The organism is Nitratireductor arenosus, from assembly GCF_009742725.1.
GTDB classification, from domain to species: Bacteria; Pseudomonadota; Alphaproteobacteria; order Rhizobiales; family Rhizobiaceae; genus Mangrovimarina; species Mangrovimarina arenosa.
Genome location: NZ_WPHG01000002.1, coordinates 472,326 through 487,529, shown reverse-complemented (window position 1 = coordinate 487,529; position 15,204 = coordinate 472,326). Strand labels below are relative to the sequence as shown.

The following is a 15,204-nucleotide window of genomic DNA, read 5'->3' as shown; positions in this document are numbered from 1 at the left end:
TCTCCCAGGCGCGACACGGCGCGGATCAGGACAGCGGCCCGCCGTCCTTGCCGGGTTTTTCCTCGGCGGGTTTTTCCTCGTCGTCGTCGTCGTCGTGCAGGATGCGTTCGGCGGCGCCGTCGAGATCGTCATACTGCCCGCTCCTGAGCGACCACAAAAAGGCCGCAAGACCGACCACGCCCAGAAAAAGCGCGACCGGTATCAGGATGGCGAGGTTGATCATGCCGTCTTGCCGCCGGCCGACGGGAGAGCGGCCGGGGCCCGGCCCGAAGGCGCGACGAAGGATGCTGCGGCGGCCTTGCCGCCCCGCAGCCGCAGCGCATTGGCGATCACCAGCAGCGAAGACAGGGACATCGCCGCCGCCGCGATCAGCGGGGTGACGAAGCCGGCGACCGCGATCGGCACCGCGATCACATTATAGGCGATGGCGAGCCCGAAATTCTGCCGCACCAGCCGGTCGGCCCGGCGCGCGATCGCGATCGCGAACGGCACCGCCTGGAGACTGTCGTGCAGAAACACGAAATCGGCGGCGTTGCGCCCGATATCGGCCGCCGTCGCCGGGGCCATCGAGACATGGGCCGCCGCCAGCGCCGGCGCGTCGTTGAGCCCGTCGCCGACCATCAGCGCCTTGTGGCCGTCGGCGGCCAGGCGCGCCAGCCTCTCGGCCTTGTCGCCGGGCAGCACGCCGGCGCGCACGGTCGCGATCCCGACCTCGGCGGCCACGGTTTGGGCGTTGGCGGCGGTGTCGCCACTCAGCAGTTCGATCTCGAGCCCGTCGTCCCGCAAGGCGGCGAGCGCTGCGCCGGCATCGGCGCGCAACCGGTCGCGCATGCCAAACCGCGCCAGGATTGTGCCGCCCCGCGCCAGCACCGGATCGCCGGCGTCCTCGCTCGTCCCCGCGTCGGCGCCCTTGCATGCCCAGCCCGCACGGCCCAGCCGGTAAAGACTGCCGGCCGACCGGCCCTTAATGCCGCGGCCCGGCACTTCCACGATATCGCTGAAAGCCGGCGCCTTGTTCCGCGCATCGTCGAAGGCCCGCGCCAGCGCGCGCGAGACGGGATGGCGCGAATGGGCCGCAAGCGCGGCGACATGCGCGGCGGTCGCCGCGTCGATGCGGTCTATATCGGCGACAACCGGGCGACCGACGGTCAGCGTGCCGGTCTTGTCAAACACCACCGTGTCGATTTCGGCCAGACGTTCCATCGCCGAGCCGTCCTTGACCATCACGCCCCGTTCGAACAGCCGCCGCGCGGCGACGACCTGAACGATCGGCACCGCCAGGCCGAGCGCGCAAGGGCAGGTGATGATCAGGACGGCGATGGCGATCGTGATCGCGCGGTGCCAGTCGCCGGTCGCCGCCATCCAGCCGACAAAGGTCGCCAACGCGGCGAGATGGACCAGCGGCGAATAAAGCGCGGAGGCGCGGTCGGCGATGCGCCGGTAGCGCGCGCGGCCACCCTCGGCCGCCTCCATCAGCCGCACCATTTCGGCCAGGAACGACTCGCGCGCCGCCGCCGTCGCCTCGACCAGCAGCGAGCCGGTCAGATTGACCATGCCGGCCCGCACCGCGTCGCCCGTCGCCATCGGCTGGGGCGCGCCCTCGCCGGTCACCAGCGACACGTCGACATCGGACCGTCCCTCCAGGATATGTCCGTCCACCGGCACCCGGTCGCCGGCCGCGATCCGCAGCCGCATGCCGGGCTCGATCTCGTCGAGCGGCAGGAAGCGCGCCTGTCCGTCGGCGCCGATCACCGTCGCCCCGCCGGGCGCCATCCGCGCCAGCCCGCTGACGGCCACGCGCGCGCGTTCGCGCATCACATGGTCGAGCGTGCGGCCGATCAGAAGGAAAAACAGCAGCGATACGGAGGCGTCGAAATAGGCGTGCTGGCCGTGATTGATCGTCTCGTAGAGGCTGAGCCCGTAGGCCAGCGACACGCCGAGCGCGATCGGCACGTCCATGTTCATGCGCCCGTGTCTGAGCGCCTGCCATGCCGATCGGTAAAAAATGCCGCCGGCGAAAAACAGCGCCGGCATCGCGATCAGCGCCGACAGCCAGTGAAACAGGTCGCGCGTCGCGCCGTCCGCGCCCGACCAGACCGAAACCGACAACAACATGATGTTGCCGGCCGCAAAGCCGGCGACGGCCAGCGCGCGCACCAGCTCCGACAGGGTCTTGTCCTTGCCGGCCGTGCCGTCGTCGCTCAGATGCGCGGCGTAGCCGAGGCGGTTGAGCGTGTCCACGATCGCCGGCTGGGTGTCGTCGCGCCAGCGCACCCTTACCCGCTTCGTCGACAGATTGACGCGCGCCTCCTCCACGCCGTCGAGCCGGCCGAGCGCGGTTTCGATCGTATGGATGCAACCGCCGCAATGGATCGCCGGCACGGATAGGTCGCTCTGGCGCGCGCCATCGCCGAGATCGCGGCTGGCCAGGCGCAATTCTTCCGGGCCCGGGCCGGCCGGAACCCCGTCGTTCCCCGCCCCCTCGACGCCCGGCGCGCAGCAACTCATCTGATTTCGCCTCCGGCGACGCGGACCCGCTCGACCTGGCGGTAGGGATCGGCCTGACCGACATCGGAAAGGATTTCCACGATCCAGCCGCCATCGGCGATTTCGATCGCTGCGGCAAAGACGCCCGTGCCGGCGCGGGCGAGCGCCAGCGCGCGGTCGCCCTGTTCAGACACCGGCCGGCGGAAGATCATGCGCACCGCTTCGACGGACACCGGATCGCCGGACCGGTCGGTCAGCCGGTATCCCACCGTCCCGTCCGATATCGTCAATTCGCCGCGCCACCCCAGCGCATCTTGCGCCCGCGCCAGCGCGGCCTTGTCGTTGAACTGCTGGCTGGCGACATAGGAATTCTTGACCACCAACCCGGTCCAGCTCCGATTCGCAAACGTCGCCATGGTCAGGTTGACGGTGATGATGGTTCCGAAAAAGGCAAGCATGATGAAGAACATGTGCCGGCCGGTGAATTCGCCCTTGGCGCGTTTACTGATCTTCATCATCTCGCCTCCGGCGCATTGAACGTCGCGGTGTAGGCATCGCTTTCGAAACTCGCCTTGTCGTCGGCGACGAAACGGAAGCGCTGCGCAGTACCCTCGATCAGGTCCTGCGGCTGGCGCACGAAGATTTTTAGCGTCCGCAGCCGGTCGGGTTCAACCGGAATCACCAGGGACCGTCCCTCCGGCTGATCGATGCCGTTCGCCGTCATCGTGGCGCCCGGCAATCCCTCGAGCGACAGGAAGATCACGCGCGGCTCGGGAATCATGTTCAACAGCTTGACCGTGTAGCCGTTGCGGATCGAGCCGTCGGCGAGCGTGACGAATTGCGGATTGCGGTCGTGCAGCACGTTGACCTCGAGCCGGTCGCGCGAGAACAGGGCGTAAAGCAGGACGATGCCGATCAGCCCCCACATGCCGAAATAGACGAAGGTACGCGCCCGGAAGAGCTGGCGCAGGCGGAAATGCCGGACCTTGTCCGACAATCGGCCACCTTGGTCGCGCACACGCGCCGGATCGATAGCGGCGGTGCCGCCGGCGGTCGCGAGCGCCATGTTGGCGTTGTATTCGTCGAGAGTTGCATAGGAGATCAGGCCGCGCTCCTTGCCAATCTTGTCCATGACCGCGTCGCAGGCGTCGATGCACAGCGCGCAGGTGATGCATTCGAGCTGCTGGCCGTCGCGGATGTCGATGCCCATCGGGCACACCGCCACGCAGGCGTTGCAATCAACGCAGTCGCCGACGGACTGGCCCGCCGCCGCCGCCTTCTTGACACCGCGCGTGCGCGGTTCGCCGCGCCAGTCATTATAGGTCACGGTGAGGGAGTTTTCGTCGAGCATGGCCGCCTGGATACGCGGCCAGGGACACATATAGGTGCATACCTGTTCGCGCATCAGCCCGCCGAAAACATAGGTCGTAGCCGTCAGCACGGCGACCGTGATGTAGGCCACCGGCGCCGCCTCGCCGCGCCCGAGATCGACCAGAAGGCCGGGCGTATCGGCGAAATAGAAAATCCACGCCCCGCCGGTCGCCACCGCGATCACCAGCCAGATCGCATGTTTTGCAACCCGCTTTGCAACTTTGCCGGCGCTCCAGTCGGCTTTGTCGAGCTTGATGCGTGCGTTGCGGTCGCCCTCCACCCAGCGTTCCACGACGAGAAACAGGTCGACCCAGACCGTCTGCGGACAGGTATAGCCGCACCAAGCCCTCCCCACCGTCGAGGTGATAAGGAACAGGCCGACACCGGCCATCACCAGCAGACCGGCCACGAAAATGAACTCCTGCGGCCAGATTTCGATGAAAAGGAAGTAAAAGCGGCGATTGGCGAGATCGATCAGCACGGCTTGGTCCGGCGCGTGCGGCCCGCGGTCCCAGCGCAGCCAGGGCGTCAGATAATAGATGCCGAGCGTGACCAGCATCACCAGCCATTTGAAGCGCCGGAACTGTCCGCTGGCCCGCTTGGGAAAGATTTTCTCGCGCGCGGCGTAGAGCGGCTGGCGCACCTTGGCCGAATTGACAGCCTCCGCCTCGTGGCGTTCGACTTCGCTCGTATTCAGCATTGCCGCCTCCTGGGTAGACGCGCCGCGACCACTCGGCACGGAACAGGGCGGGACTGCTCGGTCCGTGCCCGGCCGCGGCCCGACCGAAATGCCCGGCCCATAACGCAGCGACCTTGATTCAGATCAACAAGGCCGATTAAGGGTAAAAGAGGGGCCCGGCACGAAGCCGGACCCCCTTCGCCCGGACGGCCCCAGGACGAATAGGGAGGTTCCCGCCATGCCCTATTCGCCGCCGCCAAGCGAATGCACGTAGACGGCCAGTTCCTTGACCGTCACATCGCCGAGCCGCTCCCCCCAGGCCGGCATCACGCCGTGCTTGGGTGCACGCATCTGGCTGGCGATGTCTGCTACCGTCGATCCGTAGAGCCAGATCGCATCCGTCAGGTCCGGCGCGCCGAGATCGGCCATGCCCTTGCCGCCGTCGCCGTGGCAAGCGGCGCAGTTTTCGGCGTAGACCGTCTGGCCGCGCTCCGCCGCCGCGCCATCGGCCGCCCCGCCCGACAGCGACACGACGTAATTGGCCGCATCCGTGATCTGGCTGGCCTCCAGATAGTCGAAAGCCGGCATTTCCGAAAACCGTGTCTCGTCGTCGCCGGCGAAGCGGATGCCGTGGGCGATGGTCAGGCGAATCTGCTCGACCGAACCGCCCCACAGCCATTCGTCATCGTTGAGATTGGGATAGCCGGCCGAGCCCTGCGCGCCCGAGCCGTGGCATTGCACACAATTGACCTTGAATGCGGCCGCGCCGGCGGATACCGCGAACAAGCGCAACTGTTCGTCAGCAAGGATATCGGCGACGTCCTTGCCGGACACGGCCTCGACATAGCCGCCCTTGGCGGCCTCGGCCGCGTCGAGCTCGGCACGCACATCCTGTCGGCTCGAATAGCCCAGCACCCCCGTCGTCGCCGTCGAGATCAGAGGCCAGGCCGGATAGGCGATTACATAGCCGATCGACCAAACTATGGTGGCGTAGAAGGTCCAGACCCACCAGCGCGGCAAGGGATTGTTGAGTTCGCGGATGCCGTCCCACTCGTGACCGGTGGTTTCGATCCCGGTCACCTCGTCGATATGGTCCTTGCTCATGCCTCAGTCATCCTTCAGCGGAATCTGCGCCGCGCGCTCGGCCGCCTTTCGTCCACCGGGACGGAAGACGAACAGCACGACGCCGATGAAAAAGAGCATCAAAAACAACAGCCCCCAGCTGTCGGCGAAGGCGCGCAAGGTGTCGTAGTTGAAGAACCGTTCCATCACCGGTATCCCGCAGCTTCGTCATAGGTGGAAAAGTCGACAAGCGTGCCGAGCATCTGGAGATAGGCGACAAGCGCGTCCATCTCCGTCAACGCGGCCGGATTGCCGTCGAAATCGCCGAGCTTGGCTTTCGGATAGCGCGCCTCGACGCCCGACGTGTCGGCGTTCGGGTCGGCCTGGGCGAGAAGGTCGGCCTTGGCCTCGGCGATCATCTCGTCGCTGTAGGGAACGCCGACCCCGCGATTGGCCTGCAGATGGTAGGCGACGTCTTCGACCGGCAGCGGCGTTTCCTTCAAAAACGCGTAGCTCGGCATGACCGATTCCGGCACCACCGAGCGCGGTTCGATCAGATGCTGGACATGCCACTCGTTGGAATAGCGATCGCCGACGCGGGCGAGATCCGGCCCGGTGCGCTTCGATCCCCACTGGAAGGGATGATCGTACATCGATTCCGCGGCCAGGCTGTAATGCCCGTAGCGCTCAACCTCGTCACGGAACGGTCGGATCATCTGCGAATGGCAGGTATAGCAGCCTTCGCGGACATAGATGTTGCGCCCCGCCAGTTCGAGCGGCGAATAGGGCCGCATGCCCTCCACCTTCTCGATGGTGTTTTCCAGGTAGAACAGCGGTGCGATCTCGACGATCCCGCCGACCGTGACGACAAGGAACGACCCGACCAGAAGCAGCGTGGCGTTCTTTTCGATAATTTCGTGTTTGTCCATCAAACCCATCGTGCGGGCTCCCTTATTCGGCCGGCTGGAGAGCGGGTACGGCCCCGCCGATCGGTGCTTCCTCGCGCTGGCGGCCGAGGATCGTCATGGTGATGTTCCACACCATCACCAGCGCGCCGGCGAGGTAGAGGGCGCCGCCCATGGCGCGGACGACGTAATAGGGGAACATCGCGGCGACCGATTCGGCGAACGAGTAGACCAGGAAGCCCTGATCGTCGTACTCGCGCCACATCAGGCCCTGCTGGATGCCCGACACCCACATCACCGCCGCGTAGACGACGATGCCGAGCGTGGCGAGCCAGAAGTGCCAGGTCACCAGCCTGAGCGAATAGAGCCGCTCGCGGTACCACAGCTTCGGCACCATGTAATAGACCGCGGCGAACGAGATCATGCCGACCCAGCCGAGCGCGCCGGAATGCACGTGGCCGATCGTCCAGTCGGTATAGTGCGACAGCGAATTGACGGCTTTGATCGACATCATCGGGCCCTCGAAGGTCGACATGCCGTAGAAGGCGATCGCCAGCACCATCAGTCGCAGCACCGGATCGGTCCTGAGCTTGTCCCAGGCGCCCGACAGCGTCATCAGCCCATTGATCATGCCGCCCCAGGACGGCATCCACAGCATGATCGAGAACACCATGCCGAGCGTCTGCGCCCAGTCGGGCAGCGCGGTGTAGTGGAGATGGTGCGGACCCGCCCAGATATAGAGAAAGATCAGCGCCCAGAAATGGATGATCGACAGCCGGTAGGAATAGACCGGCCGGTTCACCTGCTTGGGCACGAAATAATACATCATCCCCAGAAAGCCCGCCGTCAGGAAGAAGCCGACGGCGTTGTGGCCGTACCACCATTGCGTCAGCGCGTCCTGTACGCCGGCGAAGGCCGAATAGCTCTTGCTGCCGAAAACCGAGACCGGGATCGCCAGATTGTTGACCACGTGCAGCATCGCGATCGTCACGATGAAGGACAGGTAGAACCAGTTGGCGACATAGATATGCGGTTCCTTGCGCTTGAAGATGGTGCCGAGGAACACGACCAGATAGGCGACCCACACGACGGTCAGCCACAGATCGACATACCATTCCGGCTCGGCATATTCGCGGCTTTGCGTGATGCCGAGCAGATAGCCGGTGGCGGCCATGACGATGAAGAGCTGGTAGCCCCAGAACACGAACCAGGCGAGATCGCCACCGAACAGCCGCGCCCGGCAGGTGCGCTGGACGACGTAGAACGAGGTGGCGATCAGAGCGTTGCCGCCGAAGGCAAAAACCACGGCCGACGTATGCACGGGCCGCAGCCGCCCGAAACTCAGCCACGGTTCGACGTTCAGGTCGGGAAAGGCGAGTTGGAGGGCGACCACCACGCCGACCAGAAAACCCGCGATCCCCCAAAACAGCGTCGCGATCGAGCCATAGCGGATCGGCCCGTCCATATAGTCTGAGCGTTCGTCGACGGCCGGAACCGCCGGCGAGAAGCTGGTATTGCGCAAAAGCACCACGGCCGAACCGAGCAGGACGAAAAACAGAACCCACATATGCGCGGCGAACTGCGCGTCGCGCGCGAAAGCCGCTGCGATCAGGGCAAGAAAGGTCATAACGCCGATCCCTGCGATCGCGGTGCCGTGTCTCATCGTGAATCCCCTGACAATGGTCTCAAGCGGCGAATCCCCTCTCCGGCGATGCGCTACATGCCTCTTCACGCAGCGCGCGTCCCGACGCCTTGATCTGTGTCAAGGCCGGTCGGACCGGCTGCGACCACTGTGTGCGAAAGAGCAAACACAACGGACAGTGATGCGGATCTTGGCGTCAGGCAGGATGGATCGGAACTTTTCCTCGCCCTTCCCACTCCACAACGGACTGTCGCCGGCGGTGCTGTTGCGGCGCGCCCACGGCTTCAAGCTCGATCTGTGTCACGCCCTGGAGCGGATCGCCGACAATCTGCCCGACAATATCGACCGCATGGAATGCCTGCGGATCGCCAATATACTGGCGCCTGCGATCCGGCAGATTCATGCCTGTGAGGAAAAGGATATCTTCCCCGCTTACGCCGCGGCGCTGGCGGTTTCGTCCGATGCCGACATGGAGACCCTGCGGCGTCTCAAGGCCGAGCATGTCGAAGACCAGTGTTTCGCCGACGAGGTCACCGACACCCTGCTCGGCATCGGGCATGGCCGAGGAATAGACAATGCCGAGGCGGTCGGCTTCATGCTGCGCGGCCTTTTCGAAACGATGCGCCGCCACATCGCTTTCGAACGCGCGCACATCCTGCCGATACTCGACCGGTAAGGCCGGCCTCTGTGTTTTCGCGCGCCAGCGGCGCTCCGGCTCAATCGCCGCAGCGCAGCTCGAGCCGTTCCAGGCTTTCGACTATGACGTGACGGTTGTTTTCGATCGTGATCACCCCGTCGGCCCGCAGCTTGGTCAGTTGCCGGCTGACCGTCTCGATCGTCAGGCCAAGAAAGTCGGCGATGTCGGCCCGCGTCAGCGGCAGGTCGAACGTGGTTTTTTCGGCCGGCGGCGGCGACGCCGGGTCGATATTGCGCGCGATCAGGAGCAGAAAGCTCGCCACCTTCTCGCCGGCCGTTTTGCGGCCAAGCGTGACCATCCAGTCGCGCGCGTCGTCGAGTTCGGCCAGTGTCTGCTGCAACAGCCGGTGTTCGAGCCCGGGCGATTCCTTCATCATCCGCTCGACCGCAGCCTTGGGAAAGCTGCATAAAGTCACGTCCGTGGTCGCTTCCGCGCCCAGCCTGCTTTCCACCTTGAACGGGCGCCCGAGAAAATCGGGTGCAAACTGCAGCCCGACGATCTGCTGGCGACCGTCGGAAAGCCCCTTGGTCAGCTTGACCACGCCCGAAAGCACATTGGAGTAGGAACCGACCGCCTCGGCGTCGCCGACAAGTTCGGTGCCCGGCTCCACCTTGCGTTTCCACGACGCTTTCGACAGCGCCTGCAATTGATGGTTGTCGAGCGCGGCGCAAACACCGCCATGACGTGCCTCACACGACTGGCACAGGACTGGAATATCGGAATTGTGGATGTCTTTCCGCGTTGTCATGGCGCTGCCTCGAACGTGATCGTCGCCCCATGTAACATCGGCGGCACCGCAAATCCCGCGTCAGTTTGTCGTTGCCCTCCGGCTTTGCCGTCAAAGTTGATCGACATCAAAGCGCCGACGCAACCGGCTCGGCATGGCTGTTCCCGATCCAGTACCTTGCGGACGATCGGAGACGAGACCCATGAGCGAGCATATCATCGCACGCGCCGGCGAGCAGGTGCCCCGTTATACCAGCTATCCGACCGCGCCGCATTTCCACGCCGGGATCGACCAGACGACCGCGGCGGACTGGATCGCCGCTCTGCCGGCGGACGAGGCGATCTCGCTTTATGTCCATATTCCCTATTGCGACCGGCTGTGCTGGTTCTGCGCCTGCAACACCAAACAGACCCTGCGCTATGGGCCTGTGCAAACCTATCTGCGCGCGCTCCACCGGGAGATCGCCACGGTCGGCCAATTGGTGCCTTCGGGCGTTTCGGTCAAGGCGCTGCATTTCGGCGGCGGGTCGCCGACCATGCTCAAACCGGCCGATCTCGTCATGCTGACCGAGCGGCTGCGCGCGGCCTTCCACCTCGACCCCGACGCCGAGATCAGTGTCGAGATCGACCCCAACGACATGGACGATGCGCGCTTCGAGGCGATGGCGGCGATCGGCATGAGCCGCGCCAGCGTCGGCGTCCAGGATTTTGATCCCAGGGTGCAAAAGGCGATCAATCGCGAGCAGAGTTTCGCGCTGACCGGAACCGTGGTCGACAAGTCCCGCCGGCACGGCGCGCGCTCGGTCAATCTCGATCTGCTTTACGGCCTGCCGCACCAGACCCTCGAAAGCCTGACGGCGACGATCGGTCAGGCGTTGTCGCTGGCGCCCGATCGGGTCGCGCTGTTCGGCTATGCCCATGTGCCATGGTTCAAGAAACACCAGACCATGATCGACGAGGCAGCGCTTCCCGACGGCGCCGGACGCCTGGCGCAGTTCCAGAAAGCCCGCGCCCTGATCGAGGCGGCCGGCTATCAGGCGATCGGCTTCGACCATTTCGCCCTGCCGGGCGACCCCTTGGCCGTCGCCGCGCGCCAGGGCCGTCTGCACCGCAATTTCCAGGGCTACACCGAGGACGATTGCGCGACGTTGATCGGGCTCGGCCCGTCCTCGATCAGTCGGCTGCCGCAAGGCTATCTGCAAAACACGCCGGCCACGGCCCAATATGAACGGCTGGCCGCCGCCGGTGAGCTTGCCACCTGCCGTGGGATCGCCTTTTCCAACGACGATCGCGCCCGCTCCTGGGTGATCGAAAGGCTGATGTGCGATTTCAGCTTTTCCGCGCGCCAGGCCGAGGATTTGTTCGGCGCGCATGGCCACGAAATCGTCGTGGAAGCTGAACGCATCGCCGGCGAAGGCGCCGAGGCGATGCTTGAGCGCCGCGACAGCGATTTCGTCGTCCGGCCGGAGGCGCGGCCGCTGGTGCGCACGCTCGCCGCGCGCTTCGACCGCTATCTCGATGTCGGCGCCAAACGCCATTCGGCGGCCATATAGGCCGGCTCACCGAAACCGACGCGTGCCAGACCGATCAGGCCCGCGCCTCGATCATCGCCGTCTTGAGGCTTGCGACAAATGCCGAAACGGCAGCGGCCGGGTCCCCCTCGCGCTGGCCGTCCGCATCGAGCGTGGCAGCGATGATGTTGACGATCGCTGTGCCCACCACCACGCCGTCTGCCGCCGCCGCGATCGCGGCGGCCTGTTCGGGCGACTTGACCCCGAAGCCGACGCAGACCGGCAGCGGCGTGTGCGCCTTGATGCGCCCCACGGCCTCGCCGACCCGGCTCGTATCGGGCAGGGCCGAGCCGGTAATGCCCGTCATGGAGACGTAGTAGACGAAACCGGACGTGTTCTGCAGCACGGTCGGCAGGCGCTTGTCGTCGGTGGTCGGGGTTGCGAGCCGGATGAAGTTGAGCCCCGCCTCCAGCGCCGGTACGCACAATTCGGCGTCCATTTCCGGCGGCAGGTCGACCACGATCAGCCCGTCGATGCCGGCCGCCTTCGCGTCCTCCAGGAAGCCCTCGACGCCGTAGCTGTAGATCGGGTTGTAGTAGCCCATCAACACGATCGGCGTGTCGTCGTCGGCGGCGCGGAAATCCTTAGCCATGGCGAGCGTCTTCTTCAGCGTCTGGCCGCCCTTGAGCGCGCGCAGCCCCGCGGCCTGGATCGCCGGGCCGTCAGCCATAGGATCGGAAAACGGCATGCCGAGTTCGATGATGTCGGCGCCGGCTGGCGGCAGCGCCTTCATCACCGCCAGCGCGCTATCATAGTCTGGATCGCCTCCCATCATGTAGGTGACCAGGGCCGGACGGCCTTGCTCCTTCAGCGCCGCCATGCGGCGGTCGATGCGCGTCGATGTCATGATGGTGTCGTTTCCTCTTCGATCCAGCGCGCAAACGCGGCGTTGGCGCTGCCGCCGTCGTGGCGGATGATGGCCGGCGTGTCATAGGGATGGCGCTCGGCGATGAAGGTTGCCAGGGCCTCGGCGCGCGCCGTGCTCGTCTTGAACAGGACGGACACCTCGTTCTCCTCGGCGATTTCGCCCTGCCACCAGTAGAGCGAGCGCACGCCGGCAAAAATGTTGGCGCAGGCGGCAAGCCGCGCTTCGAGCACGGCGCGTGCCAGCGTCCGTGCCTGCCCGGCATTGCCGAACGTGACGTGATATTCGACGACGGCATTGCCGAACGAGCCGGCCTCACTCGGCATGTTCGCGCACCTCGATGGTGACGGCGAAGGCGTAAAAGCCGTCGCGTTCGATCCGGCCTTTCGCTTCGTCGGCGTCGAAGGCGATGCGCGGCCGGTCGTCGTCGGCGATCCTGGTCATGAACGCCAAATTGCCGCTTTCGCGGATGCCGCGCGCGTTCTCGCCCATGTCGTCCGCCCGTATCGCGACATAATGGTGCCGGTTCTGCCTTGACCGATAGATCTCGAACATGCCGATCCGCCTCCCCTGGGCTGGCTTGTCTTCACATCTCCAGGCCGAGCATCTTGGCGACGGTGAAAATATCCTTGTCGCCGCGCCCGCACAGATTCATCACGATGATCGCCTCGCGATCCATCGCCGGCGCCCGCTTGACCACCTCGGCCAGCGCATGCGCCGGCTCCAGCGCCGGGATGATGCCCTCCAGCCGGGTCAGCAATTGGAAGGCCTCCAGCGCCTCGTCGTCCATGATCGGCACATAATCCACGCGCCCCGATTCCTTCAGCCAGGAATGCTCGGGGCCGATGCCGGGATAGTCGAGCCCGGCCGAGATCGAATGCCCGTCCTTGATCTGACCGTCATCGTCCTGCAGCAGATAGGTCCGGTTGCCATGCAGGACGCCGGGCCGGCCCGCCGTCAGCGAGGCGCAATGCTCCTCGCCCGACAGCCCCCTGCCGCCGGCCTCCACGCCGACCATGCCGACGTCGGGATCGTCGAGGAACGGATGGAACAGCCCGATCGCGTTCGATCCGCCGCCGACCGCGGCGACCAGTAGATCCGGCAGGCGGCCTTCGGCGGCCATGATCTGCTCGCGCGCCTCGCGGCCGATCACCGATTGGAACTCGCGCACCAGCTCCGGATAGGGATGCGGCCCGGCAGCCGTGCCGATCAGGTAATAGGTGTCCTCAACATTCGTTACCCAGTCACGCAGCGCCTCGTTCATCGAATCTTTGAGAGTACCGTGTCCCGAGTGCACCGGGCGCACCTCCGCGCCGAGCAGCTTCATGCGGAAAACGTTCGGCGCCTGCCGCTCGACATCGGTCGCGCCCATATAGACGACGCAGTCGAGCCCGAACCGCGCCGCGACCGTCGCCGTCGCCACGCCGTGCTGGCCAGCGCCGGTCTCGGCGATGATGCGGGTCTTGCCCATGCGTTTTGCAAGCAGGATCTGACCGAGGCAATTGTTGATCTTGTGCGAGCCGGTATGGTTGAGCTCGTCGCGCTTGAAATAGATTTTCGCCCCGCCGAGATGCTCTGTCAGCCGCTCGGCGAAATAGAGCGGGCTCGGCCGGCCGGTATAATGTCGGTTCAAGTGATCCAGCTCGGCCTGAAAATCGGCATCGGCGCGCGCGCGCTGCCAATGGTCCTGCAGGTCGAGGATCAGCGGCATCAGCGTCTCGGCGACGAACCGCCCGCCGAAAATGCCGAACATTCCGGCTTCGTCGGGTCCGGCGCGGAACGAATTCAAGCTGGGGGCGGCGCTGATGGTCATTGGGCGGTATCCTTGACGCGGCGGTGGGGCCGAAACGGTCTGTGTCGCGCTATGTGCGCACGACATATAGTGACAAGTCAAACATCCGCCGCACGGCCAACCGGATGTTTTTCTCACGAAGAATCGCCAATGCAGCCATGTCGGCATATATGCGTCGCATTCGACTTGTCCCTATCGGGGGCCCGGCCTGCGGCGCGGGAAAACCTGCTCCCGGAGGGTGCGCGAACGCGTCCGATTGTGGACACAGCCCGTCCGCGTGCCTATCCTCGCCGCCATGACAGCGCCCGAACTCCAGGAAGCCTCGCACCGGCTCGGCACTCTCCCCGGCCTGCATTCGGGCGACATCGCCGAGGCTGTCAGCGCCATGTCGATGCGTTACCGTCCGCACGATCTGTCTCTGCCCGGCGGCGGACGTCATCCGATCGATTTCCGCCACCACGCCGTCGAGTTCGGCGGCGCGACGCTGAACCTTTTGCGCTACGGCCCCGAAGTCGTCATCGAGGCCGGCATTTTCGAGCAATTCTACATGCTGGAGTTCCCGCTCTCGGGCGGAGTGTGTGTCGATTTCGGGCGTCGGCGCGTACGGTCGGAAATCGGGCGCGGCCTGATCCTGTCGCCCGGTCCCGCCATTCATTCCAACTGGCGCGCCGGGACCACCCAGTTGATGCTGCGCATCGAGCGCGGCGTGGTCGAACGGGCCTTTCGCGACCATGTCGGAGACGCGGCGGCCGGCACGCCGGTCTTCGCGCCGGAAATCGACCTCGACACGCAGGCCGGGCGCCGCATCGCCCGTCTGCTCGGCCTGCTCGTCGGCGAACAGATCGAGGCGGACCGCCACGGCACAGCCGCCCTGCCGGCCGGGCCGATCGTCCAGGCGGTGCTGGAGACGGTTTTTGCCCACATTCCCTACGAGGTCGCCGAAACCGCGGTGCCCTTGCTCCGTGGGCCGGTTCCCCGTTGCGTGCACCGGTTCCGCGCCCTGCTCGACGATCCGGCCATGCTCGCGCTGACCGTCGGCGATCTCGCCCGCCGGATCGGCGTTTCCCAGCGCACGCTCACCACCGATATGCGTCGTTTTGCCGGCCACAGCCCGCACCAATATCTGACGGCGCGCCGCATGGACCGCGCCTGTGCGCTTCTGACACGTTCCGACCTGCCGGTGGCCGAAATCGCACGCTGTGTCGGCTATGCCAATGCCGGGCGTTTCGCCGCCCTGTTCAGGCAGGCGCACGGCGTCTTTCCGGCCGATTACCGCCGCTTCGCCGATCCCGGCCAGGCGCCGGAAACGCATCAATAGGCGCAGCGCGGATCATCCGTTTCGGGAAGGGATCGTCCGTTTTGGAACGCAAAGACGCGCGCCCGCCTGATCACGGTTGACAAACCCGC

General features: G+C 65.6%; 16 protein-coding genes. 3 read left to right on the top strand and 13 right to left on the bottom strand.

Annotated features, from left to right (window positions below; translation table 11 throughout):
• Positions 1-25: 25 nt before the first annotated feature.
• From ccoS to ccoN, 8 genes are all read right to left on the bottom strand, one after another.
• On the bottom strand, positions 26-223 hold the full coding sequence (gene ccoS, locus GN330_RS09260) for a cbb3-type cytochrome oxidase assembly protein CcoS (protein WP_156712395.1): 198 nt from the start codon (positions 221-223) through the stop codon (positions 26-28).
• Entirely contained in the window at positions 220-2,508 is a 2,289-nt protein-coding gene (locus GN330_RS09255) for a heavy metal translocating P-type ATPase (RefSeq protein WP_156712394.1), read from the bottom strand. The genes ccoS and GN330_RS09255 overlap by 4 nt, the downstream gene beginning before the upstream one ends.
• Positions 2,505-3,002: a FixH family protein gene (locus GN330_RS09250; RefSeq protein WP_156712393.1), complete on the bottom strand. Its 498-nt coding sequence runs from the start codon at positions 3,000-3,002 to the stop codon at positions 2,505-2,507. Before GN330_RS09250 ends, GN330_RS09255 begins: the two co-directional genes overlap by 4 nt.
• The gene (gene ccoG, locus GN330_RS09245; protein ID WP_156712392.1) at positions 3,002-4,558 is read right to left on the bottom strand and encodes a cytochrome c oxidase accessory protein CcoG; all 1,557 of its coding nucleotides are present in this window, start codon (positions 4,556-4,558) and stop codon (positions 3,002-3,004) included. Before ccoG ends, GN330_RS09250 begins: the two co-directional genes overlap by 1 nt.
• A 222-nt stretch (positions 4,559-4,780) precedes the next feature.
• A complete protein-coding gene (gene ccoP / locus GN330_RS09240; RefSeq protein ID WP_156712391.1) occupies positions 4,781-5,641 on the bottom strand; it encodes a cytochrome-c oxidase, cbb3-type subunit III in 861 nt (286 codons plus the stop codon).
• Between the two features lie 3 nt (positions 5,642-5,644).
• Entirely contained in the window at positions 5,645-5,806 is a 162-nt protein-coding gene (locus GN330_RS09235) for a cbb3-type cytochrome oxidase subunit 3 (RefSeq protein WP_156712390.1), read from the bottom strand.
• Positions 5,806-6,537: a cytochrome-c oxidase, cbb3-type subunit II gene (gene ccoO / locus GN330_RS09230; RefSeq protein WP_156712389.1), complete on the bottom strand. Its 732-nt coding sequence runs from the start codon at positions 6,535-6,537 to the stop codon at positions 5,806-5,808. The genes GN330_RS09235 and ccoO overlap by 1 nt, the downstream gene beginning before the upstream one ends.
• A 13-nt stretch (positions 6,538-6,550) precedes the next feature.
• Positions 6,551-8,167 (bottom strand): cytochrome-c oxidase, cbb3-type subunit I, encoded by a 1,617-nt coding sequence (gene ccoN / locus GN330_RS09225; RefSeq protein ID WP_156712388.1) that lies wholly within the window; start codon positions 8,165-8,167, stop codon positions 6,551-6,553.
• A 184-nt stretch (positions 8,168-8,351) separates the two neighbouring features.
• On the opposite strand from ccoN, the gene GN330_RS09220 reads away from it, so the two are divergent.
• Complete coding sequence (locus tag GN330_RS09220; protein WP_156712387.1) at positions 8,352-8,822, top strand: hemerythrin domain-containing protein; 471 nt, start codon at positions 8,352-8,354, stop codon at positions 8,820-8,822.
• A gap of 40 nt (positions 8,823-8,862) precedes the next feature.
• Here GN330_RS09220 and GN330_RS09215 read toward each other — a convergent pair whose 3' ends face one another.
• Positions 8,863-9,591, bottom strand: coding sequence for a Crp/Fnr family transcriptional regulator (locus tag GN330_RS09215; protein ID WP_156712386.1), 729 nt, complete (start codon positions 9,589-9,591; stop codon positions 8,863-8,865).
• Positions 9,592-9,772: 181 nt separating this feature from the next.
• Between GN330_RS09215 and hemN the strand changes: the two genes are divergently transcribed.
• On the top strand, positions 9,773-11,122 hold the full coding sequence (gene hemN / locus GN330_RS09210; RefSeq protein WP_156712385.1) for an oxygen-independent coproporphyrinogen III oxidase: 1,350 nt from the start codon (positions 9,773-9,775) through the stop codon (positions 11,120-11,122).
• Between the two features lie 34 nt (positions 11,123-11,156).
• On the opposite strand, the gene trpA is transcribed toward hemN, so the two are convergent.
• From trpA to trpB, 4 genes are read right to left on the bottom strand one after another with little or no spacing between them, the layout of a single operon-like run.
• Positions 11,157-11,987 (bottom strand): tryptophan synthase subunit alpha, encoded by an 831-nt coding sequence (trpA, locus tag GN330_RS09205; RefSeq protein WP_156712384.1) that lies wholly within the window; start codon positions 11,985-11,987, stop codon positions 11,157-11,159.
• Positions 11,984-12,331 carry a divalent-cation tolerance protein CutA gene (gene cutA, locus GN330_RS09200; RefSeq protein ID WP_156712383.1) on the bottom strand — a complete coding sequence of 116 codons (348 nt, stop codon included), beginning with the start codon at positions 12,329-12,331 and terminating at the stop codon, positions 11,984-11,986. Before cutA ends, trpA begins: the two co-directional genes overlap by 4 nt.
• A complete protein-coding gene (locus GN330_RS09195; protein ID WP_156712382.1) occupies positions 12,321-12,560 on the bottom strand; it encodes a hypothetical protein in 240 nt (79 codons plus the stop codon). Before GN330_RS09195 ends, cutA begins: the two co-directional genes overlap by 11 nt.
• 31 nt (positions 12,561-12,591) lie before the next feature.
• Positions 12,592-13,818, bottom strand: coding sequence for a tryptophan synthase subunit beta (gene trpB, locus GN330_RS09190; RefSeq protein ID WP_156712381.1), 1,227 nt, complete (start codon positions 13,816-13,818; stop codon positions 12,592-12,594).
• 256 nt (positions 13,819-14,074) lie between these two features.
• Between trpB and GN330_RS09185 the strand changes: the two genes are divergently transcribed.
• The gene (locus GN330_RS09185) at positions 14,075-15,115 is read left to right on the top strand and encodes an AraC family transcriptional regulator (protein ID WP_343040485.1); all 1,041 of its coding nucleotides are present in this window, start codon (positions 14,075-14,077) and stop codon (positions 15,113-15,115) included.
• Positions 15,116-15,204: the final 89 nt, after the last annotated feature.

Excerpts from the sequence above, each read along its gene's own strand:
- ccoS (WP_156712395.1), bottom strand. The coding sequence starts at position 223 with ATGATCAACCTCGCCATCCTGATACCGGTCGCGCTTTTTCTGGGCGTG.
- GN330_RS09220 (WP_156712387.1), top strand. The coding sequence starts at position 8,352 with ATGGATCGGAACTTTTCCTCGCCCTTCCCACTCCACAACGGACTGTCG.
- GN330_RS09250 (WP_156712393.1), bottom strand. The coding sequence starts at position 3,002 with ATGAAGATCAGTAAACGCGCCAAGGGCGAATTCACCGGCCGGCACATG.
- ccoP (WP_156712391.1), bottom strand. The coding sequence starts at position 5,641 with ATGAGCAAGGACCATATCGACGAGGTGACCGGGATCGAAACCACCGGT.
- ccoN (WP_156712388.1), bottom strand. The coding sequence starts at position 8,167 with ATGAGACACGGCACCGCGATCGCAGGGATCGGCGTTATGACCTTTCTT.
- cutA (WP_156712383.1), bottom strand. The coding sequence starts at position 12,331 with ATGCCGAGTGAGGCCGGCTCGTTCGGCAATGCCGTCGTCGAATATCAC.
- ccoG (WP_156712392.1), bottom strand. The coding sequence starts at position 4,558 with ATGCTGAATACGAGCGAAGTCGAACGCCACGAGGCGGAGGCTGTCAAT.
- GN330_RS09235 (WP_156712390.1), bottom strand. The coding sequence starts at position 5,806 with ATGGAACGGTTCTTCAACTACGACACCTTGCGCGCCTTCGCCGACAGC.
- trpA (WP_156712384.1), bottom strand. The coding sequence starts at position 11,987 with ATGACATCGACGCGCATCGACCGCCGCATGGCGGCGCTGAAGGAGCAA.
- GN330_RS09255 (WP_156712394.1), bottom strand. The coding sequence starts at position 2,508 with ATGAGTTGCTGCGCGCCGGGCGTCGAGGGGGCGGGGAACGACGGGGTT.
- ccoO (WP_156712389.1), bottom strand. The coding sequence starts at position 6,537 with ATGGGTTTGATGGACAAACACGAAATTATCGAAAAGAACGCCACGCTG.
- hemN (WP_156712385.1), top strand. The coding sequence starts at position 9,773 with ATGAGCGAGCATATCATCGCACGCGCCGGCGAGCAGGTGCCCCGTTAT.
- trpB (WP_156712381.1), bottom strand. The coding sequence starts at position 13,818 with ATGACCATCAGCGCCGCCCCCAGCTTGAATTCGTTCCGCGCCGGACCC.
- GN330_RS09215 (WP_156712386.1), bottom strand. The coding sequence starts at position 9,591 with ATGACAACGCGGAAAGACATCCACAATTCCGATATTCCAGTCCTGTGC.
- GN330_RS09195 (WP_156712382.1), bottom strand. The coding sequence starts at position 12,560 with ATGTTCGAGATCTATCGGTCAAGGCAGAACCGGCACCATTATGTCGCG.